Consider the following 26691-nt stretch of genomic DNA (forward strand, 5'->3'; position numbering starts at 1 on the left):
TCACCCCGTCTGAGCGAGCCGCATGGAGACGTAGTCGGTGAACCCCGCACGCCGGGCGAACCTGACGGGGCGCCGCCGGTACTCGGTGAACCCGAGCTTGGCGTAGAGGCCGAGCGCCGGGGCGTTGGTGTCCTTGATGTCGCGGAGCACGAACTCGTCGTACTCGGGAAGGGCGAGGGCCTCGGGTGACGACGTCCGGCGCGTTCTGGACGGAGCCCAGGTCGTGTTCGTCGCCGGCGGGTACCCCATTTTCCTGCTTGAGCATGTTCGTCGTAGCGGGTTCGATCGCCTTGCTGCGCCCGCCGTCGCCGACGGGGCCTTGGCCTACGTGGGGATCTCGGCCGGGGCGGCTCTCGCCGGGCCGGATCTGCGGCCGCTGCAAAGTTCCGACGATCCCGGGACCGTGGTTTCCACCGCCGGGCTCGGCCTGGTCCCGTTCGTCGTGCTGCCGCACCGGAACCGGGGGCGGGCCGCGCGGCACGACCGGCTGGCCGGCGACCCCGCCCGGACGTGGCCGTGATCTCGATCAACGACGACCAGGCCGTCAGCGTCGTCGGCGACATCTTCGAGGTTCTGGATTCTCGGTAGGGAGCGCAGGGAGGCGCGTTCGGCTGACGGCTTCCTGCTGCGGCGGTGCTGTTGCCATGGACGGTGGTGGGTGACACCCGCGCACGAGGCGCGTGTGTCACGCAACCGAAACGTCTACACCACTCAAGGAGCACGACATGCGTCGTCTTCTCAGCCAGCGCCTTCTGACCATGCCGTCCGACCGCCGTCCCATGATCGTGGGCGGTTCGGCTCCGGTGACCGTCGTCGCCGAGGACCGTCAGGACATCCAGGTCGTCCTGGAGGGCGTCAACCTCAAGAGGATCGCCGAGCGGGCCATCCTGGAGCCCGTCGACGACAGGCACGTGATCATCAGGTGTGAGCGCCTGTGGAAGAGGGGCGGGTACCTCACGGCGGTCATCGTGCGTGTCCCGCGCGGCTCCGACTACGTCCGCGTAGACACGTGGGGCCGTATCACCGTGACCGGCCCGCTCCGGGTCGCACACCTGCACTCCGCCAAGCGCATCGAGGTCGAGGAGATTCCCTTGGACTCCTCGTTCCAGGTGAGGACCACGCGCCGCTTCGGCCAGCCCATCACGGTCGGGAGGACCAGCGGTGACCTCACGGCGTGGACCAAGGGAGGATCCGTGCAGATCATGGCGGACCACCCCCAGAGCCTCCGCATCAGCACCATCGGAGGCGACATCGATCTCCGCGGCCTCTGGGACGACGAAGCCCTGAAGATCTTCGGCGACAGGGGGCGCGTGACCTATCGGAGGGGCATCTGACCCTTCACGGGTAACGGCCACTGGCCGTCACCTGCCACAAAGGCTTCGGCGCCAGCCGAAGCCCCCCAGAAGGGCCCGGCGCTAGCCGGGCCCTTCTGTTCGCCCATCGTTGGTTCGCGACCGGACGCCCGACAGGTACCTCGGACGGGTCACTGCACTAGCGGCCGGTGCCCAGGGCGGTGTGGGGGTTGCAGCCCCGCGTGGCCTCGGTTCGGGACGGGGCCCATGCCTTCGTCTTGCCTGGGCTGACCCTGGCGAGGACGCAGCGCCCCTTACCCGTCGTCGTGGCGCCGGAGACCAGAGCCACGCCCACGGCGAAGTCGGACTGGGGCTCGGTTTCGATTCTGATCGCGGGGTGCAGGCCGAGTTTCGCCAGCGCGGCGCGGACGTCCCTCTCCTCCACGCCGCGTCCCGAGGGAAGCGCGTTCACCTTGGGCAGGGCTCGCTCGATCCGCGTGACGGAGATCGGCGGTGTCTCGGGCCATGGGGCGAACGTCGGGGGAGCGCCGTCCGGGCAGGGGGCGGGCGGCGGGGCGGTGTTCCACTCGCCGGGCCCGCCGTCGAAGGTCAGCTCGAAGCAGCGGTCCACGGTGATCTGTCCGGGGCCCCGGAACAGGCCCTCGCTTCGTTGTGCCCTGCCGGAGACCCGCATGATCACACGGACGCCGCCGGGGTCACCGGTTCGGGCACCCGTCACCTTCAGGACCCTGACGCCCTTGAGGTCCGCGATGTGATGGCCGATGTCGTCCGCCTCGACCAGCCGGGTGCCGTACATGGCGTTGCCGACCGTCCGGGCGCTGGCCCGCGCGTCACCCGCGGCGTTCCGCTCGGCTGCGGCGTCCGCGCAGCCGGCGGCGGTGAGGGCGGTGACGGCGAGGGCCGCGATCATGGTGGGTCGCACGGGTCGACCCAACCACACGAGCACTGATCCGTGTCCTTCCCCCCTTTCGGCCTTGACCCTCACATGGATGTGACGCTTTAGCGTGCGAGGTGTTGCCGACCGATGGTTTCGAGGAGGCGGAGAGTGTCCGGAGCGGTGGTCATCGGAGCAGGTCCGGGGATCGGGCAGGCGGTCGCGCGCAGATTCGCCAGGGAGGGATATCTGATCGCCCTCGTGGCTCGCGGAGACGAGACGCTGCGGGCCGCGGCTCGCGCCGTCGAGCCCAGCGGGGTGCCGGTCGTCACCCTCGCGGCCGACTGCGCCGACGAGGACGCCCTGCGGGCCGCCCTCGACCGGGCCGTCGCAGCACACGGCCTGCCCGACGTCGTGGTCTACAACGCCGCGATCGTCCAGGCCGATGCGCCGGGGGAGCTGTCGGCGCGCGCACACCTGGAGGCCTGGGCGGTCAACGTCGTCGGCGCGCACACCGCCGCCGCCCATCTGGCTCCGGAGATGGCGCGCCGCGGAAGCGGATCGATCCTCATCACCGGAGGCATGCCCGAGCCGAAATGGCAGTACACCAGCCTCTCCCTCGGCAAGGCAGGGGTCCGGACCCTGGTCCGGGTCCTCGACCAGCGGTACGGGGACGCCGGAGTGCACGCCGCCAGCGTCACCGTCGACGGAGCCGTCGCGCCGGGCACCGACTTCGATCCCGACGACATCGCCGAGCACTACTGGCGCCTGCACGGCCAGCCGCGGCACCAGTGGGAGCACGAGGTCCTGCACACCGTGCGGTCGGCGCCGGGCGTCCTCCCGGGGCTGCTGGACGCCTGGCGGCGCGCCTTCGACCGGCGCCGGCCCGCCGACCTGGCCTCGCTCTTCAGCCCGGACGCGCTCTTCCAGGGCATCACCCCCTCCCTGCGCCGGGGCAGGGAGGAGATCCTCGGCTACTACGCCGACGTCCCCGAAGGCACGACGGCCCGGGTCGACGTGCTCGGCGAGACCCGCCTCGGCGAACGCCTGGTGAGCGGGTTCGCCGAAGTGACCTTCACCGCCCCCACCGGTGAGGACCGCTCCGTGCGGCTGTCCGTCGTCGCCGAGCAGCACGACGACGCATGGCTCATCCGCCAGTATCACGCCGCCGGCTGACGACCGGCCTCAGTCAGGCCAGCCGTCGGGGTTGCGGCAGGACTCGCGGGAGATGCCCGAGCCGGTGTCCGGGAAGTCCCCGAAGCGTTCGTTGTGCCGGTGGGCGAAGAAGTAGCACATCGACTCGCATTCGGCGTCCGGGACGGCGACGCGGGGGTCCGCGGCGACGGCCGTGTAGAAGTCGCGGCCCATGGCCACGACGAAGCCGCGCGCGTAGAGGAAGCCGTCGTCGGAGCCGTCCGTCACCTCGTGGACGTCGGCCCGGTCGATGTCGTAGAGGAGTCGCTCGCACGCCCGGTCGAGGTCGGTCAGCTCGCTCGCGGACAGGTCGCGGGCGGCTTCGGCGAGGTTGCCGAGGAACGCGTCCAGGGCCTTGTCGACCACGGAGATCTCGGTCATCTCCCAGACGTCCGCGGACAGGTCGCGGGTGGTGAGGGCCCGTCGTGCGGCGGCGACCTCGGCGCCCAGGGGCGCCCACGCGGCCTCGATCACGTCCCAGAAACGCTCGTCGGTCATGGCCGAAGCCAACCAGGAGCCGCCGACAGTTCACCGCCGCCGGCAGTTCAGGTAGTCCGCATCTATGTAGACCGAATCTATGTAGATGTGGGCTACCCGATTGGCGGAGTTCCCCAATCCCGACACGGCGCGGCGCGTGCTGAGCCATCGGCTCCGGCGACCGGACGCACGCCAACATCGCCGCGGCGACCGGTGGGCGCGGCGAGGCGCTGCCGTTCGGGACTCTGTCGCCCCTCCTTGCGGGCCCTGGAGCTGTCGGATCTGCCCTGGCCGGACCTCGGCGCCGTCGGCGGCTGGTGGAACCGCCGCTTCGACCCGGAGGTCGACCTCGTCGGCGCCGACCGCGGCCCCGTGGCGAACCGGATCCACTTCGCCGGCTCGATCAAATGGCTGAACGGCCCGTTCGACGACCGCGACCTGGCGGACCTCCGGCGAGCCGCGAACGAGGTCCCCGGCCTGGACCCGGCGGTCGCGGGGCTCGTCGTGGTGTCGCTCTCCGGCGCGGACATCACCGGAGACGTCGCCCTGAGCTGGGGTCCCGACGATGTGGTCGGCGCCTGGCGCCAGTAGACGAGCGCCGATGTCACGTTTTCGACGCCGGGCCAGTCGTGACGGGTGAAGACATAAGGGATTCACTTGGAGGAGTCATGGCAGCGGCCATCCTGGTCACCGGTGGGACGGGCACGCTTGGGCGGCAGGTCGTCCCGCGGCTGCGGGAAGCCGGGCGGGACGTGCGGGTGCTCAGCCGCAGCGAGCGGAAGCCCGCCGGCGGCGTCGAGTACGTGACCGGCGACCTGTTCAGGGACGAGGGCATCGGCGCCGCGCTGGACGGCATCGAGACCGTCCTGCACCTCGCGGGCGGCAACAAGGGCGATGACGTGGTCGCGCGGAACCTGGTGCGCGCCGCCTCGCGCGCGGGGGTGAGGCACCTCGTGCTCATCTCGGTCATCGGGGCCGACAGCGTGCCGCTGGCCTGGCTCAGGTCCCAGCTGGAAGTGGAGCGGGCCGTGGAGGGGTCGGGCGTGCCGTACACGATCCTGCGGGCCGCGCAGTTCCACGACCTGGTGTTCAAGGTGGTGCAGGGGATGGCGAAGTCCCCGGTGGTGCCGGTCCCGGGCGGGCTCCGCTTCCAGCCGGTGGACGCGCGCGACGTCGCGGAGCGGCTCGTGGAGCTGGCGCTGGGCGAACCGGCCGGCCGCGTTCCCGACCTGGCCGGGCCTCAGGTGTTCCCGATCGGCACGCTCATCCGCGGCTACCTGAAGGCGAGCGGCAAGCGCCGCGCGACGATGCCCGTCCGCATCCCGGGAAAGGCCGGGCGCGCCTACCGCGCCGGCGACAACCTCTCCGTTGAGGGAGCCGACCAGGGCAAGCGCACTTGGGAGGACTTCCAGGCCGAGCAGCTCGGCCACCCCGCCCCCGCCCCAGCGGCGGCAGGCTGAGCGAGCTCACGGTTGCTCGCCGCGGGCCAGGCGACGCATGCGGGCGTCCTGTTCGGCCATCGGAGGCAGCCCGGCCTCGGCGCGGCGCTCGTCGAGGCCGCCGGGGTCCTCGATCGGCCGCGGCCCGAAGACGCCTTCGGCCGTGCCGTACTGCGTCCCGTACAGCTGGGGGCGCCCGGCGTTGACCCGGACGCGGTCCTCCAGGTAGGCGAGGTCCGCACGGTCGGCGTCCCCAGCCTCGACCGCCCCGCGCAAGGCCCTGAGGAACATGCGCTGGAGGTGCGGCCGCCGGTCGGCGTGCTGGGCGAGCAGCCAGGCAGCGTGCGCGGCCTCCGCGCCGACGGCCGCGACGCCCGGCCATCCGTGCCGGCGGACGGCGCGGGCCAGCCACGTCGTGTTGCGCCGGTCGGTCCAGAGGAAGCGCAGCCCCTGCACGAGCGTCAGCCGTCCATCGGGCTCGGCCGCCTCCCGGACCCGCTGGTCGTGTTCGGCCCGGCGTAACAACTCGTCCCGCAGCATGCCTCCACTATCGCGAGAAGCCGGGCGGGTTACAGGACTTCGGTTTCGACCTGTTTGCGGAGGACCTTTCCGGTCGCGTTGCGGGGGAGGGGGTCGGTGGTGACGTGCCAGCGGGACGGGACCTTGAAGTAGGCGAGCCGCTCCCGGGCGAAGTCGGCCAGCTCCTCGGCGGCGGGCGGGGCGTCGGCGAAGACGGCGACCGCGGCGACCTCCTGGCCGAGGTCGGGGTGGGGCACGCCGATGACGATGCACTCGCGCAGCCCCGGGTACTCGGCGAGGACGTTCTCGATCTCCGCCGGGTAGACGTTCTCGCCGCCGCGGATGATCAGGTCGGAGCGGCGGGTGGTGAGCCGCAGCCGGCCCTGCTCGACCATGCCGATGTCGCCGGTGTGCAGCCAGCGGTCGGCGTCGAACGCGCGGGCGGTGGCCTCGGGGTCGCGCCAGTAGCCGACCATGTTGTAGGCGCTGCGGACGCAGACCTCGCCCTCGACTCCGTCGGGGAGCGGCCTGTTGTCCGGGTCGCGGATCTCCAGCTGCACCCCGACCGACGGGCGGCCGAGGGTCCCCGGCGCCTCCTCCAGGTCGGCGGGGGTGGCGGTGGACACGCCGGTGCACGACTCGGTGAGGCCGTAGCTGTCGACCAGGCCGCCCTTCGCGGGCGGGAACACCGCGCGCAGCCGCTCCTTGAACGCCGGTGAGGACGGCGCGGTGGCCAGCGAGAACGCCGTGAGCGAGGAGACGTCGTACTTCGACAGGTCGCCGTGCTCGATCATCCGGTGCGCCATGGTGGGGACGGCGCCCCAGTTGGTCACGCGCTCCCGCTCGATGAGGCCGAGCACCTTGTCCACGTCGAAGCCGCCCTCGTGCATGATCACGGCGGTGCCGGTGGCGAGCCGGGGCACGGCGAGGTTGTGCAGGCACGCGATGTGGAACAGCGGCAGCGCCAGCAGGTAACGGCGGGACGCGGGGTCCACCGGGTCGCCGAAGGCGCGCATCAGGGCGTCGTTGAAGCGGTGGTACTCGATCACCGAGGTCAGGTTCCGGTGCGAGTGGACGGCCCCCTTGGGACGGCCCGACGTGCCGCTGGTGTAGAGGATGACCGCCGGGTCGTCCTCGGCGACCCGCGGGGGCTCCAGGACGGCGCCGGGGTAGCGGCGCGTCAGCGACGGGACGTCCCGCTCCATCGTCAGCACGTCCTCGGAGATCAGCGCGGCGCGCTTCTCGTCGGCGATGACGACCTTCGGGTCGGTGTGCCCGAGGGCGTACTCGATCTCGCGGGGCGCCCACCAGGCGTTGTAGCCGACCGCGACGGCCCCGGCGGCGATCGCCGCCCAGAACGAGACGATCCACTCGGGGCTGTTGGCGGCGTCGATCGCGATGCGGTCCCCGGGGCGCACGCCGAGGTCGTCGCGCAGCGCCTTCGCCATGGAGGCGACGGCGGCGGCGTGCTCGGCGAAGCTCAGCCGCCGGTCCGCGGTGACGATGTAGTCGCGGTCGCCGTGGGACGCCGAGTGGACGAGCACCTCGCCGAGGCTGCGGGCGCGGTTCGCGAACACCGGGATCCGGGCGCCGAGCACCTCCTCCTCCCGCAGCTCGAACTCGCCGCCGGGACCGGTCAGCTGCCGGACGATCTCCATCGGGACCCCTCCTCCTCGCCGGACGCGCTCATTGTCGGCCGCCCCACCACGGGCTTCACCAGGGCATTCCGCTCAGCGGGACCGTCGCCCGCACCTCCGGTCGAGGTAATTCCCGGTGAGCGGGACTGGTCCCTTCACGTGGTCCCCATCACATCACCATGGGCCCTCACCAGGACTGATTCAGCCCGGTCCCGCCGCGTGCGGCGACACGACCGGGCTGGGCGCGAGCAGGACTGAGCGGAGTCGTTTCATGGGAAGCCTCAGCGGCAAGGTCGCGATCGTGACCGGAGCGGGACAGGGCGTCGGGCAGGGCATCGCCCTCGCGCTGGCGTCGGAGGGCGCGGCGGTCGCCGTGCTCGGCAGGACGCGGGCCAAGCTCGACGCGACGTGCGAGCTGGTCCGGGCGCGCGGCGCCGAGGCCGAGGCGTTCGAGTGCGACGTCGCCGACACCGAGGCGATCCCCGCGGTGGTCGAGCGCGTCGCCGCGACGTTCGGCGGCGTCGACATCCTCGTCAACAACGCCTACTCCGGCGCCTACGGGCCGCTCCTGGAGATGAGCGACCGCGCGTTCCGGAAGGGGTTCACGACCGGCCCGTTCGCCGCGTTCGCGTTCATGAAGGCGTGCCACCCGCACATGAAGGCGCGCGGCGGCGGCAGCATCGTCAACCTCGTCACCTCCGCCATGGTCCGCTGGGACCCCACCACCTTCGGAGCCTACGCGGCCGCCAAGCAGGCGCTCCGGTCGCTGACCCGCACGGCCGCCGCCGAGTGGGGGCCGGACGGGATCCGCGCCAACAGCATCGCCCCGCACGCCCTCTCGCCCGGGCTGAAGTGGTGGGCGGAGACGAACCCCGAGGAGGCCGAGGAGTTCCGCAGGACGATCCCCCTCGGCTACATCGGCGACTGCGAGGACGACATCGGCAAGGCCGTGGCGGCGCTCGTCCAGCCGGCCATGCGCTACCTCACCGGCGCCACCATCCCGCTTGACGGCGGCCAGGCCCACTTCGGCTGAACCGGCGGCGACAGAGACCACGCCCCCCGCCTGGCAACACCCCACCACCCCATCTCAACCCACCCCATGCCACCGGCCGCGTCCGCGCGCGCCGGTGAAAGGAGCACGTCCGTATGAAGGTCGACAAGATCGGGCGCCTCGCGGCGGGAGCCCTCGCGGTCGCACTCGTGACGACGTCCTGTGCCAGCGACCGCTCGGGCACCGACGGAACGGCCGCCGGGAACGGTCCAGGCGGCGGCGCGAGCGCGGGCGCGGGCGCCAAGGCGTTCGGGACGCTGCCGTCGCCGTGCGGGCCCGGCGACGCCAAGGGCAAGACCGACCAGGGCGTCACCGACGACCAGATCGCGATCGGGTTCGGCGACGACCGCGGCTTCACCTCCGCGCCCGGCCTGTCCAAGGAGATGGGCGACGCCGTCAGCGCCATGATCGACTGGTGCAACCAGCAGGGCGGCATCAACGGGCGCAAGATCAAGGGCAACCAGTACGACGCCGCCTACATGCAGTCCGCGAAGGTGGTGCAGGAGTCCTGCAAGCAGGACTTCATGCTCGTCGGGCAGGGCTTCGCGATGGACGAGGCCGCCGAGCAGTACCGGGTGGGCTGCAAGCTGCCGACCGTCGCCGGCTTCACCGTCGGCCCGAACGCGGCGATGGGCCCGATGAAGTACGAGGCCGTCCCGTACCCGGTGGACATGATGAACATCGGCGCGCTGCGCATCGCGCAGAAGATGTTCCCCGACTACAAGGACAAGACGGACCTGCTGCTGTCGACGTCCCCGGCCGTCAGCACCGGCACCAACAAGGTCGCGAGCGCGATGAAGGGGATCGGCGTCAAGCCGCTGGAGTGCGGCGTCCGGCTGAACGACGCGGGCGAGAGCAGCTACATGCCGTTCGCCAAGAAGATCAAGGACTGCGGGGCGAAGTACCTGTGGACGTCCGACTCGCCCGACCCGGGGCAGTTCAACCTGCTGGAGTCGATCGAGCGGGCGGGCGCCGACCCCACCTACGTGTTCGAGGCGACCTGGTACAGCTCGCTGGTCTCCAAGTGGAACACCTCCGGCGCGGGTGACCGCCTGCACGTCGGCATGATCTTCCAGCCGCTGGAGAACGCGGACAAGGTCCCGGCGGTCAAGCAGTACACCGACCTCGTCAACGCGAAGAAGGGCAAGGTCGCGCTGCTCGGCATGCAGGCCACCTCGGCGTTCCTGCTGTGGGCGCAGTCGGCGAGCAAGTGCGGCTCGGACCTGACCCGGCAGTGCGTGATCAACGAGCTGTCGAAGGTGCACGAGTGGACGGGCGGCGGCCTGCACGCGCCGACCGACCCGGGCAACAACAAGCCGGCGTCGTGCTCGCTCATGGTCAAGCTGAGCAAGACCAGGTACGAGCAGGTGTACCCGAAGAACGTCGGCGAGTTCGAGTGCGGCGGCGACTTCGTCGTCAAGACGGACCCGAAGACGTGGGGGACGCAGCTCAACGACGACCGGATCTCCACGAAGTTCCTGACCGGCGACGTCATCAAGCCCCAGACGTCCTGACCGCGACGGCGGCCGGAGGCGTCCTCCCCATGGCGGTGAACAAGTGGCGGTGACCACGTGACCACGTTCCTGACCTACACCATTCTCGGCCTGGTCCTCGGCTCGGTGTACTCCATCGCGGCCTCGGGGCTCGTGCTGACGTACAACACCTCGGGAATCTTCAACTTCGCGCATGGCGCGCAGGCCATGTTCGGAACGTTCCTGTACTGGCACTGCACCGAGCGGTGGGGCTGGCCGGTGTGGCTCGCGCTGATCGTCGTGGTCGGCGTCGCCGGCCCGGCGATGGGCGCCGCCCTGCACGCCGCCATCATGCGGGGCCTGCGCGGCACCGCCGACGTCACGAAGATCATCGTGACGGTGGCGGTGCTGCTCGGGACCGTCTACCTGGCGCAGTGGATCTGGAACCCCGACGAGGCCCACACCGTCGCCATGTTCTTCGGCGCGGGCTCGAAGATCACGATCGCGGGGGTGGTGGTCCGGTACCACGAGATCGTGTGCCTGGCCGCCGCCGTCGCGATCGCGGCCGGGCTGCGGGTGCTGTTCACCCGCAGCCGGGTCGGCGTGGTGATGCGCGGGTCCGTCGACGACCCCGACCTGCTGCGGCTGAACGGCCACGACCCGGAGCGCGCCGCGATGCTGTCGTGGGCGCTCGGATCGACGCTGGCCGTCCTCGCCGGGGTGCTGATCGTGCCCATCAGCGGCGGCGGGCTGGACGCCAACGCGCTGACGCTGCTGGTGATCGACGCGTTCGCGGCGGCGATGTTCGGGCGGCTGCGCAGCATCCCCCGGACGTTCGCCGGCGCGATGGTGCTCGGCCTGGCCGCGAACTACGTGCTGGCCTACCTGCCGTCGGCGGGCACGTTCACCGGCAACCTGCGCGTCTCGCTGCCGATGATCATCTTGTTCGTGGTGCTGGTGGTGCTGCCCCAGGACCGGCTGCGCGGGGCCGCGATCCGGACCCGCGAGCGGTACCGGCCGCCGACCGTCCGGTCCGCGGCGGTGTGGGGGCTCGTGCTGGTCGCGGTCGTCTACCTCTACAGCCTGCTGCTGTCGGACGGCGCCGTCACCACGTTCTCGCTCGGCATGACGTTCGCGATCATCGCGCTGTCGCTGACCGTCCTCACCGGCTACGCGGGCGAGCTGAACCTCGCGCCGCTGGCGTTCGGGGCGGTCGCGACGGTGGTGGCGTTCCACTTCGGCGTGCAGGGCAGCGGGCTCGGAGCCCGGACGAACCTCCAGGGCGTGCTGCTCGGCGTCGCGGCGGCGGCGCTGGTCGGCGGGCTCGTCGCGCTGCCGGCGCTGCGGCTGCGCGGCCTGTACCTGGCGCTCGCGACCATGGCGTTCGGCGAGTTCCTGTCGAACATGGTGCTGCGCGACACCACCGAGCACGAGCTGTTCGGGATGAGGTTCACCCTCTTCCCGGACGGGGCGCTCGTCGTCCCGCCCCTCAAGGCCGGCCCGCTGGACCTGCGGAACGGGACGACCTCGCTGATGACCGCGACCGTGCTGTTCGCGCTCATCGCCGTCGGGCTCGCGGCGCTGCGCGGCAGCGGCTACGGCCGGCGCCTCGCGGCGATGAAGGACAGCCCGGCGGCGACGGCGATGCTCGGGCAGAACCTCGTCCGGCTGAAGCTCAGCGTCTTCATGATCTCCGCGGCGATCGCGGGGCTCGGCGGCGTGCTGATGTCGGCGGCGACCGGGACCGTCGCGCAGGAGAACTTCTCGTTCACCGGCAGCCTCGCCCTGCTCATGCTCGTCGTGGTGGCGGGCATCGGCTACCTCAGCGGCGCCCTGTTCGGCGGGCTGATGGCGGGCGTCGGCTCGGCCGTCCTCGTCTCCACGCTCGGCGACCTGGCCCTGGAGAACGAGGGCATGGCCACCGTCTACCGGGCACTCGGCCACCTCGTCCTCGTCGGGACGGCGCTGGTCGGGATGGGCGTCGGCCGGAACCCGAGCGGGTTCGTCCACGACCTCGTCGACGGCTACCGGGCGATCCGGACCGCGCGCCCGCCGCTGTTCGGGGCGGGGGCGCTCGGCGCCGTCCTGTACGTCCTCGCGCTGACCGGCGTGATCGGCACGTGGACGTTCGCGCTGGCCGCGCTGTGCGTCGTCCTGCTGCTGCCCGCCGTGGGCCGCGCCTACCTGGAGGAGGGGCGCAAGGCCCGCCCGGTGCCGTTGGAGCTCGCCGGCGTGGACGAGCCCTACACCGACGAGCTGCGCGTCCGCCTCGACCGCGAACTCGGCCTGAAGGGAACGGTCAATGCCTGAGAGCCCGCCCCTGCTCGCGACCCGCGGCGTCACCGTCCGGTTCGGCGGCAACACCGCCGTGGACGACGTGAGCCTCACCATGGACGAAGGCCGCATCACCGGGCTCATCGGCCCGAACGGCGCGGGCAAGACCACGATGTTCAACACCATCACCGGCCTGCAGAGGCCCGCGTCCGGCCAGGTGCTCCTGGACGGGGACGACATCACCCGGCTGTCCCCGGCCAGGCGCGCCCGGCGCGGCATGGCGCGGACGTTCCAGCGGCTGGAGCTGTTCCTGTCGCTGTCCGTGCGCGACAACGTCCGCGTCGCGGGCGACGTCCTGCGCGCCACGACCCGCAAACGGTTCGACCTGGACGAGGAGACCGACCGCGTCCTGGAGCGCACGGGCCTCACGGACGTCGCCGACCGCGACGTGTCCGACATCCCGATCGGGCGGGCCCGGGTCGTGGAGGTGGCGCGCGCGCTGATGACCTCGCCGCGCGTGCTGCTGCTGGACGAGCCCGCCTCCGGCCAGACCGAGCGCGAGACGGAGGCGTTCGCCGGGATGCTCACCGGCCTCGCCGCCGAAGGGCTCGCGATCTGCCTGGTCGAGCACGACCTGCCGCTGGTCATGCGGCTGTGCTCGACCATCCACGTCCTCGACTACGGCGCGCTGATCGCCTCCGGCTCCCCGCGGGAGATCAAGGAGTCGCCGGAGGTCATCGCCGCCTACATCGGCACCGAGGAGGCGAGTCATGCCTGAACCGGACACGACCACCGGACCGGCCGCCGCCGCGTCCCCGGAACCGCTGCTCGAACTGAGGGGGATCCGGGCGGGCTACGGCGCCATCGAGGTCCTGCACGGCGTCGACCTGGCGCTGCGGCCCGGCTCGCTGCTGGCGCTGCTCGGCCCGAACGGCGGCGGCAAGTCGACCACGATGCGGGTGTGCGCGGGCCTGCACCCGCCGACCGGCGGGGACCTGCTGTTCGCCGGGCGCAGGGTGAACGGCGTCTCGGCGCAGGACGCGGCGCGCCTCGGCGTCTGCGCCATCCCCGAGGGCCGCGGGATCTTCCCCAACCTGACGGTGCGGGAGAACCTGTGGGCCGCCACCGGGACCGGCGCCCGGCTGGAGGACCTGGAGGAGCGGGCCTACGCCCGCTTCCCGATCCTCGGCGAGCGCCGCCACCAGCTCGCCGGATCCATGTCCGGCGGCGAGCAGCAGATGCTCGCGCTGTCGCGCGCGCTCGGCAGCGACCCCGCGGTGCTGCTGCTCGACGAGCTGTCCATGGGCCTCGCGCCCATGATCGTCACCCGGATGTACGAGACGGTCGCCGAACTGGTCGAGGGCGGCCTGTCGGTGCTGGTCGCGGAGCAGTTCGCCCGCGCCGCCCTGCCGATCGCCGACACCGCCGCGCTGATGCTGCACGGGCGCGTGGTGGCGGCCGGCCCGCCCGCCGAGATCGAAGACCGGCTGTCCAGCGACTACCTGGGAGGTTGACCCCATCATGCTCACTGAGGAACGGCGCCAGCAGTTCAAGGACGACGTCGCGAAGCAGCGGCTGAAGACCGACGGGTCCCGGTTCGACGGGGCGGCGCGGATCGCCGGGATCCTGGCCATGGTCGCCGGCGTCGCCGGGACCCTCGTCGCCTACAACGTCTCCCTCACCAAGGACGACCTGCGGGACGTGGGCTCGCTGCAGACGCTCGCCATCGGCTTCCTGGCGGTGACCGTCCTCGGCGCGGCCCTCTACCTGGCCGCCGCCGTGACCCGCGTCCTGCGCCTGTGGCTGCTGCGCCAGCTCGTGGAGCAGCAGTCCCAGGCCGACCAGATCGCCGCCGCGCTGCGCCGGGACGCCTAGCGGCGCCACCGGAGGCGGCCCGTCGCTCCCAGTCAGCGGGATGTCCGGAGTGCCCGGACATCCCGCTGATTAACGTCTAGTCCGGATGGAGGACTTTCGATGAATCACCCGACCCGCCTGCGGGGGGGCGACCCCCCGCACCCCCCGGCAACCGCCCCGAAGCCCGACGTGTTCGAGCCCGCGAAGCTGGGGCCGGTCACGCTGCGGAACCGCACGATCAAGGCGGCGACGTACGAGGGGCTGACCAAGGACGGCCAGGTCACCGACGCGCTGATCGACTTCCATGTCCGGCACGCGCGCGGCGGCGTGGGGATGACCACCGTCGCGTACTGCGCGGTCGCGCCCGAGGGCCGCACCGACCGCCGGCAGATCCACTGGCGGGACGAGGCGATGCCCGGCCTGCGCAGGCTCACCGACGCCGTGCACGCGGAGGGGGCGGCCGTCCAGGCGCAGATCGGGCACGCCGGCCCGGTCGCCAACCCCAAGAGCAACGGGCTCCCCGCGCTCGCGCCCAGCCGCCACTTCCACCTGACCACGCAGACCGTCGCGAGGGCCGCCACCCACGCGGACCTCCAGCGCGTCGTCGAGGCGCACGGCCGCGCGGGCCGGATGGCGGTCGAGGCGGGGTTCGACTCCATCGAGATCCACATGGGGCACAACTACCTGACGAGCTCGTTCCTCAGCCCCAAGGTCAACCACCGCAAGGACGAGTACGGCGGGTCGCTGGAGAACCGCGCCCGGCTGGCGCGCGACATCGGCCGCGCCGTCCGCGACGCCGTCGGCGACCGCATCGCGATCACCGCGAAGCTCAACATGGACGACGGCGTGCCCGGCGGCTTCTGGATCGACGAGGCCATCCAGGTCGCCCGGTGGCTGGAGGCCGACGGCACGGTCGACGCGCTCCAGATGACCGCGGGCAGCTCCCTGCTCAACCCCATGTACCTGTTCAAGGGCGACGCGCCGCTGCACGAGTTCGCCTCCGTCATGAAGCAGCCGACCAAGCTCGGGATCAAGCTGATCGGCAAGCACTTCCTGAAGTCCTACCCCTACGAGGACCTCTACCTGCTGAGGGACGCCCGGCAGATCCGCGCGGCGGTGAAGCTGCCGATGATCCTGCTGGGCGGCGTCACCGACCGGGCGGGCATGGACACCGCGATGGCGGAGGGCTTCCAGTTCGTCGCGATGGCCCGCGCCCTCCTGCGCGAGCCCGACCTGATCAATCGAATCAAGGACGAGCCCGCGACCGAGTCGCTGTGCATCCACTGCAACAAGTGCATGACCGCGATCTACGGCGGCACCCACTGCGTCCTGTCCACCGAGCCGGCCTGGGGTGCCGCGGGTGCGTGACGAGACCATCGCGGCGATGCTGCTGGCCCGGCTGGGCGACGCCCGGCCCGGCCTGCGCAGCCGCGAGCGGACGTGGACCTGGGACGAGGTCGTCCGGGAGAGCGCGGCCCGCGCGTCGCTCGCCCGCGACCTGCGCCGGGACGGGCCGTTCCACATCGGCGTCCTGCTGGAGAACGTCCCGGAGTACGTCCTGTGGCTCGGGGCGGCGGCGCTCGGCGGCGCGACGATCGTCGGCATCAACTCCACCCGGACCGGCGCCTACCTGGAGCAGGAGGTCCGGCACACCGACCTCCAGCTCGTCGTCACCGACCGGGCCGGGCTGGAGCTGCTGGACGGCCTCGACATCGGCGTCCCGCGTGACCGCTTCCTGCTGGTCGACGACGACGGCTACCCGGCCCTGGTCGCCGCCCACGCCTGCGAGCCCGAGCCCGATGCGTCGATCACGCCGGAGACGCAGATGCTCCTGCTGTTCACCTCGGGCACGACCGGCGCGTCGAAGGCGGCGCGCTGCTCGCAGGGCCGGCTCGCCGAGCTCGGCCGGAACAACAGCGCCAAGTACGACGTCAGGCGCGAGGACGTCAGCTACTGCCCGATGCCGCTGTTCCACGGCAACGCGCTGATGGCGCTGTGGGCGCCGTCGCTCGCGGTCGGCGCGACCGTCGTCCTGGCGAGGAGGTTCTCCGCGTCCGGGTTCCTGCCGGACGTCCGCTACTACGGCGCGACGTTCTTCACCTACGTCGGCAAGGCCATCGGCTACGTCCTCGCCACCCCCGAGAAGCCGGACGACGGCGACAACACGCTGACGCACGGGTTCGGGACGGAGGCGTCCCCCGAGGACAAGGCCGAGTTCCTGCGCCGCTTCGGCGCGCGGCTGGTCGAGGGCTACGGGTCCAGCGAGAGCGCCGGCATGATCGAACGGGATCCGCAGGCGCCGCCGAGCGCGCTCGGCCGCCCCGCCCACGACGGCGTCCGCGTCGTCAACCCCGAGACGCGCGAGACCTGCGCGCCCGCCGTGCTGGACCGGCACGGCCGCGTCACCAACGCCGAGGCCGCCGTCGGGGAGATCGTCGATGTGCACGGCGCGGCCAGGTTCGAGGGCTACTACAACAACCCCGAGGCCGACGCCGAGCGGGTCAGGCACGGGTGGTACTGGACCGGCGACCTCGGCTACGTCGACGGCGACGGGTTCCTGTACTTCGGCGGCAGGTCCGGCGACTGGATCCGGGTGGACTCGGAGAACATCTCCGCGCTGCTCACCCAGAACGTCGTCCGCCGCCACCCGAAGATCGTGGACGCGGTCGCGTTCGGGGTGCCGGACCCGCGCTCCGGCGACCAGGTGATGGCGGCGATCGAGATCCCCGAGGGCGTCGCGTTCGAGGACCTGGACCTGCCCGCCTTCCTGGCCCGCCAGGACGACCTCGGCACCAAGGGGGCGCCGCGCTTCGTGCGCGTCTCGCACGCGCTGCCGACGACCGGGTCGGGAAAGCTCAAGAAGAAGGAGCTGCAGCTCGACGGCTGGCGCACGTCCGACCCCGTGTTCCGGTGGGCGGGCCGGGGCTCGCCGGAGTACGTCCCGATGACCGAGGCGGACAAGGCCGCGCTCCGCGAGGAGTTCACCGCCGCGGGCCGCGGGCGCTTCCTCCCCTGACCGAGAAAGGGCATGTATGGATCTGCGTGAGTCCGAGGCGCATCGCGAGCTGCGCGCGGAACTGAGGGCGTACTTCGCGGGCCTGCTGCCCGAGGACGTGCGGCGCCGCGCCGGCGAGCAGGGCGTGGGCGGCGAGCGGTTCCGCGAGATCGTCAAGATGCTCGGCAACGACGGCTGGCTCGGCTACGGCTGGCCGGAGGAGTACGGCGGGCAGGGCAGGTCGATCGCCGAGCAGTACGTGTTCTTCGACGAGGTGCAGCGCGCCGGGCTGCCGTTCCCGTTCGTCACCGTCAACACGGTCGGCCCCACGCTGATGCGGTTCGGCACCGACGAGCAGAAGCGCAGGTACCTTCCCGGCATCCTGTCGGGCGACATCGTCTTCGCGATCGGCTACACCGAGCCCGACGCCGGGACCGACCTCGCCTCGCTGCGCACCAGGGCCGTCCGCGACGGCGACCGGTACGTCATCGACGGCAGCAAGGTCTTCACCAGCGGCGCCAACACCGCCGACCACATCTGGCTCGCGGCGCGCACCGACCCGGACGCGCCGAAGCACAAGGGCATCTCGATCCTGATCGTCCCGACCGACGCCGACGGGTTCTCCTGGAGCCCGATCCCGACGGTCGGCGGGATGGTCGTCACGGCGACGTACTACAACGGCGTCCAGGTCCCCGCGTCGTCGGTGGTCGGGGAGGTCGACGGCGGCTGGAGCCTGATCACCACGCAGCTCAACCACGAGCGCATCGGGCTCGCCGCGCTCGGCGGCCGGATGATCCGGCTGTGGGAGGACGTCCGCGACTGGGCGCGCGGGAACGGGGTGATCGACCTGCCGTGGGTGCGGGCCGACCTCGCCCGCACGCACGCCCGGCTGGAGGCGATGCGGCTGATGAACTGGAAGATGACGATGGCGGTGGAGGCCGGGACGCTGACCGGCGCGCAGGCCGGCGCCGCCAAGTCCTACGGGACCGAGACGCACATCGACGTCCAGCGGACGCTGACCGGGATCCTCGGCGCCGCCGGACGGATCCGCCCCGAGTCGCCGGGGGCCGTGCTGCACGGGCAGATCGAGCAGCTGTCGCGGCAGGGCATCGTCAACACCTTCGGCGGCGGCGTCAACGAGGTGCTGCGCGACATGGTCGCCGTCCAGGGACTGGGTCTGCCGAGGTCGAGGCGGTCATGAGCGGGAACGGCGAGGAGTACGAGGCGCGGCTCCGGGCGTGGGTCGGGCGGCCCTACGGCGCGCGGCGGGACGGGCAGGACCCGGTGAACGTCCCCATGATCCGGCACTGGGTCGAGGCCATGGAGGACGGCAACCCCGTCTACCTGGACGAGGAGGCCGCCCGGGCGACCGGCCGCGACGGCGTCGTGGCGCCCGCGTCGATGATGCAGGCGTGGACGATGCGCGGGTACGCCGCGTCCGTCCGCGCCGACCCCGCGGGTCCCGACGAGCTGACCGAGCTGCTGGCCGAGGGCGGCTACACCTCCGTCGTCGCCACCGACTCGGAGTTCGAGTTCCACCGGGAGCTGGTGCCGGGCGACCGCGTCAGCGTCGAGGAGACCGTCGAGTCGATCTCCCCGGAGAAGAAGACCGCGCTCGGCGCGGGACGCTTCGTCAGCACCGTCAAGACCTACCGGGACGGGGCGGGGGAGGTCGTCGCCACGCAGCGGTGGCGCCTCCTGCGGTTCCGCCCCGCCGACAAGCCCGCCCCGGGGCCGGCGGAGAAGCCCGCTGAGAAGAAGGCCCTGCGCCCGCGCCCGGCGATCAACCTGGACAACGCGTTCTGGTTCGAGGCGGCGCGCGAGCACCGGCTCGTCATCCAGCGCTGCGCCGACTGCAAGTCCCTGCGGCACCCGCCGGGGCCGTGCTGCCCGCAGTGCGGCTCGTTCGACTGGGACACCGTCCAGGCGTCGGGCGACGGCCACGTCTACAGCTACGTCGTCAACCACCACCCGCGCCACCCCGCGTTCGACTACCCGCTCGTCGTCGCCGTGATCGAGCTGGCCGAGGGGACGCGCCTCATCGCGAACATGACCGGGGTCGCGCCGGAGGACGTCGAGATCGGCATGCCCGTCGTCCTCGACTGGATCGACCCGGACCCCGACCTGTCCCTGCCGGCGTTCCGCCCCGCCGGACCGTCCCACACTGTCAAGGAGCGCTGATGGACTTCACGCTTGGCGAAGAGCTGGAGGCGGTCAGGGACCTCGCCCGGCAGATCTTCACCGACCGCGCCACGCAGGCGCGGATCAAGGACGCCGAGGCGTCCGAGCGCGGGTACGACGAGGGCCTGTGGGCCGAGCTCGGCGAGACGGGCCTGCTCGGCGTCGCGCTGCCCGAGGCCGCGGGCGGCGCGGGCCTCGGCGCCGCCGGCCTGGCCGTCCTGCTGGAGGAGCAGGGCCGCACCGTCGCCCCCGTCCCGGTCTGGCCCGCCGTCGTCGCCGCGCTCACGCTCGCCTCGCACGGCGAGGACGTCCCCGCGTCCTTCGCGGACGGGACGTCGCGGCCGACCGTCGCGCTGGAGGAGTTCGCCCCCGCCGATCCTGCGGCGCCGCGCTGCGCCGCCGTCCGCGACGGCGCGAACTGGCTGCTGACCGGCACGAAGGCCGCCGTCCCGACGCCGTTCGGAGCGAGCCACGTCCTCGTCTCGGCCGTCTCGCCGGAGGGGCCCGGCCTGTTCCTGCTGGAGACCTCGGCCGCCGGTGTGGCGTGGGAGCGCGCGGAGACCACCAGCCGCGACGCCGCCGGGCACCTGACCCTCGACGGCGCTCCGGCGCACGCCCTTCCGGACGGCGCCCTCGCCACGGCGCTGCGGCTGACCCGCGTGTCCCTGGCCGCCGTCCAGGTCGGCGTCGCGGAGGGGGCGCTGCGCATGGCCGCCGACTACCTGTCGGGCCGCGAGCAGTTCGGCCGCCCGCTCGCCACCTTCCAGGCCGCCCAGCACCAGCTCGCCGACTGCTACATCGAGATCGACGCGCTGCGCGTCTGCCTCGGGCACGCCCTGTCGCTGATCGACGCCGGGGAGGACGCCGAGAGCGCCGTCCTGGTCGCCAAGTGGTGGTCGGACGAGGGCGGGCTGAACGTCGTGCACCGCGTCCAGCACCTGCACGGCGGCATCGGCGTGGACGTCGACTACCCGGTGCACCGCCACTTCCTGTGGGGCAAGCAGATCTCCGGGACGCTCGGCGGCGCGTCCTTCGACCTGGAGCTCCTGGGGGCGGCCCTGTGACCGGGGATGCGGTGAGCCGGGGATACGAGGAGGTGGCGGTGGGGGAGGAGCTCCCCGAGCTGAGCATCCCGCTGACCCGCACGATGATCGTCGCGACCGCGCTGGCGAGCCGCGACTACCAGGACGTCCACCACGACCCGTCGCTCGCCGTCGAGCGCGGCTCCCGGGACGTCTTCATGAACATCCTGACGACGAACGGGCTCGTCGACCGGTACGTGACGAGCTGGGCCGGGCCCGCCGCCGTCGTGAAGGCCATCAGGATCAGGCTGGGCGCGCCCAACTACCCGGGCGACACGATGGTGCTGACCGGGACGGTCGCGGCCAAGGACGACTCCGGCCGCCGGGTCGAGATCGCCGTGCGCGGCGTCAACGCGATCGGCCCGCACGTCACCGGCACCGTCGTGGTCGAACTGCCCGCCGCGGGAACACAGGCCGTCGAAGCGCGGGCCGTCGAAGCACAGGCCGTCGAAGCACAGGCCGTCGAAGCACAGGGGAGCGGCGCATGAGCGTGCTGCCAGGGGCGGCCGCGGTCGCCGGGATCGGCGCCACCGAGTTCTCCAAGGAGTCGGGCCGCAGCGAGCTGCGGCTGGCCTGCGAGGCGGTCCTCGCCGCCATCGTGGACGCGGGGCTCCAGCCGTCCGACGTGGACGGCATGGTGACCTTCACCGCCGACACCAGCTCCGAGATCCACATCGCGCGCAACCTCGGCATCGGCGAGCTGAAGTTCTTCTCCCGGATCGGGCACGGCGGCGGCGCGGCGTGCGGCACCGTCCAGCAGGCGGCGATGGCCGTCGCGACCGGCGTCGCCGACGTCGTCGTGTGCTACCGCGCGTTCAACGAGCGGTCCGGCACCCGCTACGGCCTCGGGCAGGCCGACCGCCCGATGGACGTCAGCGCCGACAGCGCCGCCTACGCGTGGATGAACCCGTTCGGGCTCTCGACCCCCGCCCAGTGGGTCGCGATGTTCGCCCGCCGCTACATGCACGAGTACGGCGCGACCAGCGAGGACTTCGGCCGCATCGCCGTCGTCGACCGCGGGCACGCCGCCGCGAACCCGGCCGCGTGGTTCTACGGGCGGCCGATCACGCTGGAGGACCACCAGGCGTCCCGGTGGATCGCCGAGCCGCTCCGGCTGCTGGACTGCTGCCAGGAGAGCGACGGCGGTCAGGCCCTCGTCGTCGTCTCCGCCGAGCGCGCCCGCGACCTCCCGCACCGGCCCGCCGTGATCTGGGGCGCGGCGCAGGGGTCCGGCAACGACCAGCACATGATGACCAGCTACTACCGCTCGGAGATCACCGGTATCCCGGAGATGGGCCTGGTGGGACGGCAGCTCTACGGGCAGTCGCGGCTCACCCCGGCCGACGTCCAGGCCGCGATCCTCTACGACCACTTCACGCCGCTCGTCCTCCCGCAGCTGGAGGAGCTGGGCTTCTGCGCGAAGGGCGAGGGCAAGGACTTCGTCGCCGACGGCAACCTGGAGCTCGACGGCCGGCTCCCGGTCAACACCCACGGCGGCCAGCTCGGCGAGGCCTACATCCACGGGATGAACGGCATCGCCGAGGCCGTCCGGCTCGTGCGCGGCACCTCGGTGAACCAGCCGGGGGACGTCCACAACGTCCTTGTCACCGCCGGCACGGGCGTCCCGACCAGCGGCCTGATCCTCGGAGCGGACGAATGAATGAGCGGAGCGAACCGGGGGGTGTGGGGGGTCGTCCCCCCACCGGCTGCATCCGGACCCATGAGTGGCAGGGGCGGTCGCTCGGCGCCCGGACGGTGGCCTACGACGAGACGCGGCCCATCCTCTACGCGCTCGCGGTGGGGGCGGGGGCCGCGGACCTCGACCTGGTGTTCGAGGAGAGGCTGCGCGTCCTGCCGACGTTCGTGCTGACCCTCGCCCAGTGGGCGCCGGACGTCCTGGGCTCGGCGGGCGCGTTCGACGTGCGGACGGCCGTTCACGGGACGCAGCGCCTCCGCGTCCTGAAGCCGCTGCCGCGCTCCGGCTCGGTGGAGATGAGCGCACGCGTCACCGACGTGTGGGACAAGGGCTCCGCGGCCGTCTTCGACGTGGCGGTCGAGAGCGAGTACTTCGAGGCGACGTGGTCGCTGTTCGCGCCGGGGAGCGGCGGTTTCGGGGGCGAGCGGGGCCCGTCGTCGCGCCGCCGTCCCGAGGCCGTCCCGGACGGCGTGCTGACCGTCGCCACCGCGTCGCGGCAGGCGGCGCTCTACCGGCTGCTCGGCGACCGCCACCACCTGCACATCGATCCGGAGGCGGCGAAGGCGGCCGGGATGCCGCGCCCGATCATGCACGGCCTGTGCACGCTCGCGGCCGTCACCCTCCCGCTCGCCGAGTCCCTCGGCGCCCACCCCGCCGACCTGGCCGAGCTCGAAGGCCGCTTCGCGGCACCCGTCTTCCCCGGCGACGCGCTCCAGGTGAGCACCTGGCAGGACGGCGACGGCGGAGCGGTCCTGTTCGAGGCGGCCGTGGACGGGACGACGGTCATCTCGGGCGGACGCGCCCGCTTCGGCGCGGCCCGCTAGTCGGCGGCGCGCTCGCCCGCCGCCTCTGGGACGACGCCGAAGGCGTTCTCGCGTTTGTGGAGCTCCGGGCGCCTTGCCTCGCGCCCGAACCGGGCTTTGCCCGGGGATGGGCCCGGAGTTCAACAACTCTTCATCCGCCGTCACGGAAGCGGCAGCGCCTGTTTCGTCGCAGCTCAGAGGCCTTCGGTCGGCGATAGACGTCAGCTTCCGACCAACGGCGGCAGTGCGCATGAGCAAAGCGTGACATTTATTCGTATTTGTCGAAAATGTCACCGTCGCAGTGCCGTCGTTCCCGCTCCCCCTCGGGGTTCCAGCCCCGGCCCGGGGACGACCGCGGAAAGGCATCCCGATGCGACGACTTCTCACGTTCGCGCTCCCCGCCGCCCTGAGCACGGCCCTGCTCGGCGCGGCGGCCGCGCCCGCGTCCGCGACCCCGCCCGGCATCCCGTCCGCCGCCACGGCCGCGAGCCGCCTGGCGACCCTGACCGTGGCCGCCGAGTCGCACGGGAGCACCTATGACCGCTCCCTGTTCCCGCACTGGATCACCATCTCCGGGACGTGCAACACCCGCGAGACCGTCCTGAAGCGGGACGGCACGAACGTCACCACGGACTCCGCGTGCGCCGCGACGTCCGGCAGGTGGTACTCGCCCTACGACGGCGCCACCTGGACGCAGGCGTCCGACCTGGACATCGACCACATGGTGCCGCTCTCCGAGGCGTGGGCGTCCGGCGCCTGGTCGTGGACGACCTCCCGCCGCCAGTCGTTCGCCAACGACCTCGCCGGCCCCCAGCTGTGGGCGGTGACCGACAACGTCAACCAGGCGAAGAGCGACAAGGACCCGGCCGAGTGGCAGCCCTCGGTCACCTCCTTCCGCTGCACCTACGCCCGCGCCTGGATCCAGGTGAAGTGGTCCTGGGGCCTGACGGTGGACAGCTCGGAGAGGAGCGCCCTCACCACGATGCTCGGCACCTGCTGACCGATCGCCCCACCGCTCCGGCGCCCGCGGGAAGCCTCCCCGCGGGCGCCGGCGCGGCGCGGGCCTTCAGCCCGCGCGGGTGAGAACGGCCCGCCTCTGCGACGTCATCCGGCGCGGTGGCGGAGCAGGGCGGTGGCGATGGCGACCTGGGCGGGGTCCAGGGCGGTCTCGCCGTCCTCGACGTCCCACAGCGCGTTCTGCAGAACGCGGCCGAGCGTCCAGCCGGTGGCCCGCTTCCGGTCCAGGCCGAGGGCCTCGGTGAGCAGGTCGAAGCGGCGCAGGACCGTCCGGGTGACCGCACCGCTCGCCACCACCTCCTCCCAGCGGTTGTCCAGCGCCGGCAGCAGGTCGAATCCGGGGTCGCCGGCGAGGGGCTTGGGATCGATGGCCAGCCAGGGCTCCCGCTCGGCGGCGAGGACGTTGTCGTAGTGCAGGTCCCAGTGCAGCAGGCGGTCGCCGGGTTCGCCGACCAGTTCGGCCACGGCCGAGGCGCACGTCCGCACCAGCCGCCGGTCGGCCGGGTCGCGCAGCGCGGGCACGGCCCCGGGAACCTCGTCGAGCATGGCGGCGGCGATGTCGGCCAGGCGGCGCAGCCCCTCGGGCGCGGGCGCCGCGACCAGGCGCACCAGCAGCTCGGCCAGCACGCCGACGGCGGTGTCGTCGTCGGCCACCGACGACAGCGGCCGGGCCGCGTCCAGGCGTTCGAGCAGCATCGTGCCGGTGTCCGCGTCGTGGTCGAGCAGGCGCACCGCTCCGTCGCCGTCCCATACGCGCAGGCCGACCGGTTCGGTGGCGTGCTCGTCGGTGACCGGCTGGAGCTTGAGCGCGGCGGGCGTGCCGTCGGCGCGGGTCACCGGCAGCACGAGCGAGGCCATGCCGTGCCGTCCCGGACCGTCCAGGCGCAGGGCCCAGCGCTCCAGGAACGCGTCGGCCAGGTCGGGCAGCGCCGCGATCCAGGCGCGGCCGGACGCGCCGAAGTGCTTGCTGTGCGAGGCGGCGAGCGCCTCGGGAACGTCGATGCGGATCGACGTGCTCATGGTTGACGTCTCCTTCGTGTGCTCCGGTTCAGGTCGCGTGTCACGAAGGAGACGTCGGCGGTGCCCGGCTTCCGGGCAGGGGTCAACGCATGCCGTGAAGCCTACCGGTCTTTCAGGACGGCGCCTCCTCGGCGCCGCGCCACATCCGCAGGTAGACCTCCGCGCCGCGCGCCATGTCCTCGGTGATCTCCGGCCCGCCGACCGCGCGGAGGTTGGCGATCCAGTCCGGGACGAGGCCGTAGTTGGCGACGCCGTCGGTGTTGAGGTCCCAGGTGCGCAGCCCGGCGCGGAGGCGGTCGAGCTTCACCGCCGGGTCGATCGGCGACGTGAAGGGGTAGCGCAGCGGACCCGCGTCCCCGCCCGTGCGGGGCTCCGGAAGCGCGCCCATGCCGTTGGCGTCGAGCCCGTAGCCGTAGCCGAACAGGCGGGCGGGATCGCGCTGGGCCTTGTCCCGCCGCCACTCGGCGGTGAACCGGTCGGCCGCGCTGCCGTACCCGGCCACCATGCCGCCGAGCCGGTAGACGCGGGGCAGGTACGTCGCGTCCATCCAGCTGTGGGACGAGACGACGCCGGGGTACCGCGCGGCCTCGAGGATGCCGAGGGTCCGGCCGGCGGCCTTCGCGCTCATGTGGTCGACCTCGACGATCATGTGCCGCTTCATCATCCCCTGCACCATGTACGCGCCGAGGTCGCTGAGCCCCCGGACGTTGCAGTGCGGGCCGCTCGGATAGATCGGGAGCGTGATCCCCGCCATCCCGAGCAGCTTCAGGATCGGCTGGAGGGCGTCGCCGACCTCGCCCGCCGGGGCGATCGTGTTGTCGTGGGCGGGGCCGGTGCACGTCTCGGCCTGCCAGAACCGCCCGGTGCCGACGAAGTTGGCGAGGTTGACGAACGCGCCCGCCACCCCGCCGTCGAACCGCACGCCGCACAGCGCGTTGTCGTACTTGTGGCACACGAACATCGAGGCCACGCCGAGGCTCCGCGCCTCGTCCAGCCCCCGGTCGATGTCGGCGCGCGTGCAGGCCGGGGCGCCGCCGACGAGCCGGCAGCCGAACGGCTCGGAGGTCTCGATGCCGAGGACGACGGCGAGCTTGCCGTCCTCGATGACCCGGCGGGCGTCCGCCGAGTCGCGCACGATCCGGAACCAGCCCTTGCCGGGGCCGCCGCTGCGCTCGTCGATGAAGGACTGCATCTCCCGCATCCGCTGCGCCTGGAGCCGGATGCCCGCCATCTCGTCGCAGGGGTTGCGCTTGAGCGGATAGATCTCGCAGAGCTGCCGGTTGTCCACCAGGTGGTTGACGAGGACGCGCTGCCCGGCCCTCCAGGACCGCTCCAGCCACTCGTAGTACACCTGCTGGTGGGTGCGGGAGTCGTAGGCGGGCCAGTCCTTGAACGTCGGCCAGCCGGTCGGGTCGTGCGTCCCGAACGGGGTGCCGTACCGGTTGAAGTTCTCCCACCAGGCGAGCACGCCGTTGCCGGCGTGGTCGGGGCAGTCGCGCAGCGCCTCCTGGATGCCGCGCGGGTCGAACGGCTTGCCGCACATGAGCGCGCCGCCGAACGCCTCGTACGCCATCAGGTGGCTGTGGGCGTCGACGTAGCCGCGCACCTCGCGCGGCTCGCCCTCCGCGTGCGCGCGGGGGACGGGCAGGAGGGCGAGCAGGAGAACGAGGAGGATCGGAACGCGGGTGGCACGGCGGACGGGCATGGGGGCACCTCGGCCGGGGGAGACGTCCAGTGGCTCTCCGCCGAGTGAAACACCGATCCGGCAAAATGTGAATAGTCCTCACATAGTG

The 26691-nt window shown here is 72.4% G+C and carries 27 protein-coding genes; 20 read left to right on the forward strand and 7 right to left on the reverse strand.

Annotated elements, in window-relative coordinates:
- Nucleotides 1-249 carry a hypothetical protein gene (locus ABD944_RS21975; RefSeq protein WP_345179414.1) on the reverse strand — a complete coding sequence of 83 codons (249 nt, stop codon included), beginning with the start codon at nucleotides 247-249 and terminating at the stop codon, nucleotides 1-3.
- Between ABD944_RS21975 and ABD944_RS21980 the strand changes: the two genes are divergently transcribed.
- Together ABD944_RS21980 and ABD944_RS21985 are read left to right on the forward strand one after the other, a co-directional pair.
- Nucleotides 137-520 (forward strand): Type 1 glutamine amidotransferase-like domain-containing protein, encoded by a 384-nt coding sequence (locus ABD944_RS21980; RefSeq protein WP_345179297.1) that lies wholly within the window; start codon nucleotides 137-139, stop codon nucleotides 518-520. The genes ABD944_RS21975 and ABD944_RS21980 overlap by 113 nt on opposite strands.
- 205 nt (nucleotides 521-725) lie before the next feature.
- A complete protein-coding gene (locus tag ABD944_RS21985; protein ID WP_345179300.1) occupies nucleotides 726-1334 on the forward strand; it encodes a hypothetical protein in 609 nt (202 codons plus the stop codon).
- Between the two features lie 157 nt (nucleotides 1335-1491).
- Here the strand turns inward: ABD944_RS21985 and ABD944_RS21990 are convergent, their stop codons facing one another.
- Nucleotides 1492-2235 carry a hypothetical protein gene (locus ABD944_RS21990; protein ID WP_345179301.1) on the reverse strand — a complete coding sequence of 248 codons (744 nt, stop codon included), beginning with the start codon at nucleotides 2233-2235 and terminating at the stop codon, nucleotides 1492-1494.
- A 123-nt stretch (nucleotides 2236-2358) separates the two neighbouring features.
- On the opposite strand from ABD944_RS21990, the gene ABD944_RS21995 reads away from it, so the two are divergent.
- Nucleotides 2359-3363: an SDR family NAD(P)-dependent oxidoreductase gene (locus tag ABD944_RS21995; protein WP_345179303.1), complete on the forward strand. Its 1005-nt coding sequence runs from the start codon at nucleotides 2359-2361 to the stop codon at nucleotides 3361-3363.
- 9 nt (nucleotides 3364-3372) lie between these two features.
- On the opposite strand, the gene ABD944_RS22000 is transcribed toward ABD944_RS21995, so the two are convergent.
- Nucleotides 3373-3879, reverse strand: a complete 507-nt coding sequence (locus ABD944_RS22000) for a DUF4240 domain-containing protein (protein ID WP_345179304.1) — start codon at nucleotides 3877-3879, stop codon at nucleotides 3373-3375.
- Between the two features lie 237 nt (nucleotides 3880-4116).
- Here ABD944_RS22000 and ABD944_RS22005 point away from each other — a divergent pair, with 237 nt between their 5' ends.
- Together ABD944_RS22005 and ABD944_RS22010 are read left to right on the forward strand one after the other, a co-directional pair.
- Complete coding sequence (locus tag ABD944_RS22005) at nucleotides 4117-4449, forward strand: hypothetical protein (RefSeq protein ID WP_345179307.1); 333 nt, start codon at nucleotides 4117-4119, stop codon at nucleotides 4447-4449.
- A gap of 77 nt (nucleotides 4450-4526) precedes the next feature.
- Complete coding sequence (locus ABD944_RS22010; protein WP_345179308.1) at nucleotides 4527-5318, forward strand: SDR family oxidoreductase; 792 nt, start codon at nucleotides 4527-4529, stop codon at nucleotides 5316-5318.
- Nucleotides 5319-5324: 6 nt separating this feature from the next.
- Here ABD944_RS22010 and ABD944_RS22015 read toward each other — a convergent pair whose 3' ends face one another.
- Both ABD944_RS22015 and casG read right to left on the reverse strand, forming a co-directional pair.
- Nucleotides 5325-5837, reverse strand: a complete 513-nt coding sequence (locus ABD944_RS22015; RefSeq protein WP_345179310.1) for a DUF6624 domain-containing protein — start codon at nucleotides 5835-5837, stop codon at nucleotides 5325-5327.
- 29 nt (nucleotides 5838-5866) lie between these two features.
- Nucleotides 5867-7474: a steroid-24-oyl-CoA synthetase gene (gene casG / locus ABD944_RS22020; RefSeq protein ID WP_345179312.1), complete on the reverse strand. Its 1608-nt coding sequence runs from the start codon at nucleotides 7472-7474 to the stop codon at nucleotides 5867-5869.
- 250 nt (nucleotides 7475-7724) lie between these two features.
- Between casG and ABD944_RS22025 the strand changes: the two genes are divergently transcribed.
- The 15 genes from ABD944_RS22025 to ABD944_RS22095 all read left to right on the forward strand — a co-directional run bounded on the left by ABD944_RS22025 (nucleotide 7725) and on the right by ABD944_RS22095 (nucleotide 23861).
- A complete protein-coding gene (locus ABD944_RS22025; protein ID WP_345179313.1) occupies nucleotides 7725-8486 on the forward strand; it encodes an SDR family NAD(P)-dependent oxidoreductase in 762 nt (253 codons plus the stop codon).
- Between the two features lie 113 nt (nucleotides 8487-8599).
- Complete coding sequence (locus tag ABD944_RS22030; RefSeq protein ID WP_345179315.1) at nucleotides 8600-10018, forward strand: ABC transporter substrate-binding protein; 1419 nt, start codon at nucleotides 8600-8602, stop codon at nucleotides 10016-10018.
- Nucleotides 10019-10075: 57 nt separating this feature from the next.
- Nucleotides 10076-12286, forward strand: a complete 2211-nt coding sequence (locus tag ABD944_RS22035; protein ID WP_345179317.1) for an ABC transporter permease — start codon at nucleotides 10076-10078, stop codon at nucleotides 12284-12286.
- Nucleotides 12279-13028, forward strand: a complete 750-nt coding sequence (locus ABD944_RS22040) for an ABC transporter ATP-binding protein (protein WP_345179318.1) — start codon at nucleotides 12279-12281, stop codon at nucleotides 13026-13028. The genes ABD944_RS22035 and ABD944_RS22040 overlap by 8 nt, the downstream gene beginning before the upstream one ends.
- Nucleotides 13021-13764 (forward strand): ABC transporter ATP-binding protein, encoded by a 744-nt coding sequence (locus tag ABD944_RS22045; RefSeq protein WP_345179320.1) that lies wholly within the window; start codon nucleotides 13021-13023, stop codon nucleotides 13762-13764. Before ABD944_RS22040 ends, ABD944_RS22045 begins: the two co-directional genes overlap by 8 nt.
- Nucleotides 13765-13771: 7 nt before the next feature.
- The gene (locus ABD944_RS22050) at nucleotides 13772-14125 is read left to right on the forward strand and encodes a hypothetical protein (RefSeq protein WP_345179323.1); all 354 of its coding nucleotides are present in this window, start codon (nucleotides 13772-13774) and stop codon (nucleotides 14123-14125) included.
- Between the two features lie 99 nt (nucleotides 14126-14224).
- Nucleotides 14225-15472, forward strand: coding sequence for an NADH:flavin oxidoreductase (locus ABD944_RS22055; protein ID WP_345179324.1), 1248 nt, complete (start codon nucleotides 14225-14227; stop codon nucleotides 15470-15472).
- Complete coding sequence (gene casI / locus ABD944_RS22060; RefSeq protein WP_345179326.1) at nucleotides 15465-17120, forward strand: steroid-22-oyl-CoA synthetase; 1656 nt, start codon at nucleotides 15465-15467, stop codon at nucleotides 17118-17120. The genes ABD944_RS22055 and casI overlap by 8 nt, the downstream gene beginning before the upstream one ends.
- Nucleotides 17121-17136: 16 nt before the next feature.
- The gene (locus tag ABD944_RS22065; RefSeq protein WP_345179327.1) at nucleotides 17137-18300 is read left to right on the forward strand and encodes an acyl-CoA dehydrogenase family protein; all 1164 of its coding nucleotides are present in this window, start codon (nucleotides 17137-17139) and stop codon (nucleotides 18298-18300) included.
- Nucleotides 18297-19280, forward strand: coding sequence for a bifunctional MaoC family dehydratase N-terminal/OB-fold nucleic acid binding domain-containing protein (locus ABD944_RS22070; protein WP_345179328.1), 984 nt, complete (start codon nucleotides 18297-18299; stop codon nucleotides 19278-19280). Before ABD944_RS22065 ends, ABD944_RS22070 begins: the two co-directional genes overlap by 4 nt.
- Complete coding sequence (locus ABD944_RS22075) at nucleotides 19280-20344, forward strand: acyl-CoA dehydrogenase family protein (protein ID WP_345179331.1); 1065 nt, start codon at nucleotides 19280-19282, stop codon at nucleotides 20342-20344. Before ABD944_RS22070 ends, ABD944_RS22075 begins: the two co-directional genes overlap by 1 nt.
- A gap of 11 nt (nucleotides 20345-20355) precedes the next feature.
- The gene (locus tag ABD944_RS22080) at nucleotides 20356-20850 is read left to right on the forward strand and encodes a MaoC family dehydratase (protein ID WP_345179333.1); all 495 of its coding nucleotides are present in this window, start codon (nucleotides 20356-20358) and stop codon (nucleotides 20848-20850) included.
- Nucleotides 20847-22022 (forward strand): lipid-transfer protein, encoded by a 1176-nt coding sequence (locus tag ABD944_RS22085; RefSeq protein ID WP_345179335.1) that lies wholly within the window; start codon nucleotides 20847-20849, stop codon nucleotides 22020-22022. The genes ABD944_RS22080 and ABD944_RS22085 overlap by 4 nt, the downstream gene beginning before the upstream one ends.
- A 23-nt stretch (nucleotides 22023-22045) precedes the next feature.
- The gene (locus ABD944_RS22090; protein WP_345179336.1) at nucleotides 22046-22882 is read left to right on the forward strand and encodes a MaoC/PaaZ C-terminal domain-containing protein; all 837 of its coding nucleotides are present in this window, start codon (nucleotides 22046-22048) and stop codon (nucleotides 22880-22882) included.
- 349 nt (nucleotides 22883-23231) lie between these two features.
- Nucleotides 23232-23861: an HNH endonuclease family protein gene (locus tag ABD944_RS22095; protein ID WP_345179337.1), complete on the forward strand. Its 630-nt coding sequence runs from the start codon at nucleotides 23232-23234 to the stop codon at nucleotides 23859-23861.
- Between the two features lie 104 nt (nucleotides 23862-23965).
- Here the strand turns inward: ABD944_RS22095 and ABD944_RS22100 are convergent, their stop codons facing one another.
- Together ABD944_RS22100 and ABD944_RS22105 are read right to left on the reverse strand one after the other, a co-directional pair.
- Nucleotides 23966-24898, reverse strand: coding sequence for an aminoglycoside phosphotransferase family protein (locus ABD944_RS22100; RefSeq protein WP_345179338.1), 933 nt, complete (start codon nucleotides 24896-24898; stop codon nucleotides 23966-23968).
- Nucleotides 24899-25010: 112 nt separating this feature from the next.
- Nucleotides 25011-26603 carry a Coagulation factor 5/8 type domain-containing protein gene (locus ABD944_RS22105; RefSeq protein WP_345179340.1) on the reverse strand — a complete coding sequence of 531 codons (1593 nt, stop codon included), beginning with the start codon at nucleotides 26601-26603 and terminating at the stop codon, nucleotides 25011-25013.
- Between the last annotated feature and the right edge of the window lie 88 nt (nucleotides 26604-26691).

Origin of the sequence: Actinomadura verrucosospora (assembly GCF_039540335.1) — a bacterium.
GTDB lineage: Bacteria > Actinomycetota > Actinomycetes > Streptosporangiales > Streptosporangiaceae > Spirillospora > Spirillospora verrucosospora.

Excerpts from the sequence above, each read along its gene's own strand:
- ABD944_RS22040 (WP_345179318.1), top strand. The coding sequence starts at position 12,279 with ATGCCTGAGAGCCCGCCCCTGCTCGCGACCCGCGGCGTCACCGTCCGG.
- ABD944_RS22075 (WP_345179331.1), top strand. The coding sequence starts at position 19,280 with ATGGACTTCACGCTTGGCGAAGAGCTGGAGGCGGTCAGGGACCTCGCC.
- ABD944_RS22000 (WP_345179304.1), bottom strand. The coding sequence starts at position 3,879 with ATGACCGACGAGCGTTTCTGGGACGTGATCGAGGCCGCGTGGGCGCCC.
- ABD944_RS22045 (WP_345179320.1), top strand. The coding sequence starts at position 13,021 with ATGCCTGAACCGGACACGACCACCGGACCGGCCGCCGCCGCGTCCCCG.
- casG (WP_345179312.1), bottom strand. The coding sequence starts at position 7,474 with ATGGAGATCGTCCGGCAGCTGACCGGTCCCGGCGGCGAGTTCGAGCTG.
- ABD944_RS22010 (WP_345179308.1), top strand. The coding sequence starts at position 4,527 with ATGGCAGCGGCCATCCTGGTCACCGGTGGGACGGGCACGCTTGGGCGG.
- ABD944_RS22050 (WP_345179323.1), top strand. The coding sequence starts at position 13,772 with ATGCTCACTGAGGAACGGCGCCAGCAGTTCAAGGACGACGTCGCGAAG.
- ABD944_RS22025 (WP_345179313.1), top strand. The coding sequence starts at position 7,725 with ATGGGAAGCCTCAGCGGCAAGGTCGCGATCGTGACCGGAGCGGGACAG.
- ABD944_RS22105 (WP_345179340.1), bottom strand. The coding sequence starts at position 26,603 with ATGCCCGTCCGCCGTGCCACCCGCGTTCCGATCCTCCTCGTTCTCCTG.
- ABD944_RS22085 (WP_345179335.1), top strand. The coding sequence starts at position 20,847 with ATGAGCGTGCTGCCAGGGGCGGCCGCGGTCGCCGGGATCGGCGCCACC.
- ABD944_RS22065 (WP_345179327.1), top strand. The coding sequence starts at position 17,137 with ATGGATCTGCGTGAGTCCGAGGCGCATCGCGAGCTGCGCGCGGAACTG.
- ABD944_RS22015 (WP_345179310.1), bottom strand. The coding sequence starts at position 5,837 with ATGCTGCGGGACGAGTTGTTACGCCGGGCCGAACACGACCAGCGGGTC.
- ABD944_RS21985 (WP_345179300.1), top strand. The coding sequence starts at position 726 with ATGCGTCGTCTTCTCAGCCAGCGCCTTCTGACCATGCCGTCCGACCGC.
- ABD944_RS21975 (WP_345179414.1), bottom strand. The coding sequence starts at position 249 with ATGGGGTACCCGCCGGCGACGAACACGACCTGGGCTCCGTCCAGAACG.
- ABD944_RS22100 (WP_345179338.1), bottom strand. The coding sequence starts at position 24,898 with ATGAGCACGTCGATCCGCATCGACGTTCCCGAGGCGCTCGCCGCCTCG.
- ABD944_RS21980 (WP_345179297.1), top strand. The coding sequence starts at position 137 with ATGTCGCGGAGCACGAACTCGTCGTACTCGGGAAGGGCGAGGGCCTCG.
- ABD944_RS22055 (WP_345179324.1), top strand. The coding sequence starts at position 14,225 with ATGAATCACCCGACCCGCCTGCGGGGGGGCGACCCCCCGCACCCCCCG.
- ABD944_RS22030 (WP_345179315.1), top strand. The coding sequence starts at position 8,600 with ATGAAGGTCGACAAGATCGGGCGCCTCGCGGCGGGAGCCCTCGCGGTC.
- ABD944_RS22095 (WP_345179337.1), top strand. The coding sequence starts at position 23,232 with ATGCGACGACTTCTCACGTTCGCGCTCCCCGCCGCCCTGAGCACGGCC.
- ABD944_RS22070 (WP_345179328.1), top strand. The coding sequence starts at position 18,297 with ATGAGCGGGAACGGCGAGGAGTACGAGGCGCGGCTCCGGGCGTGGGTC.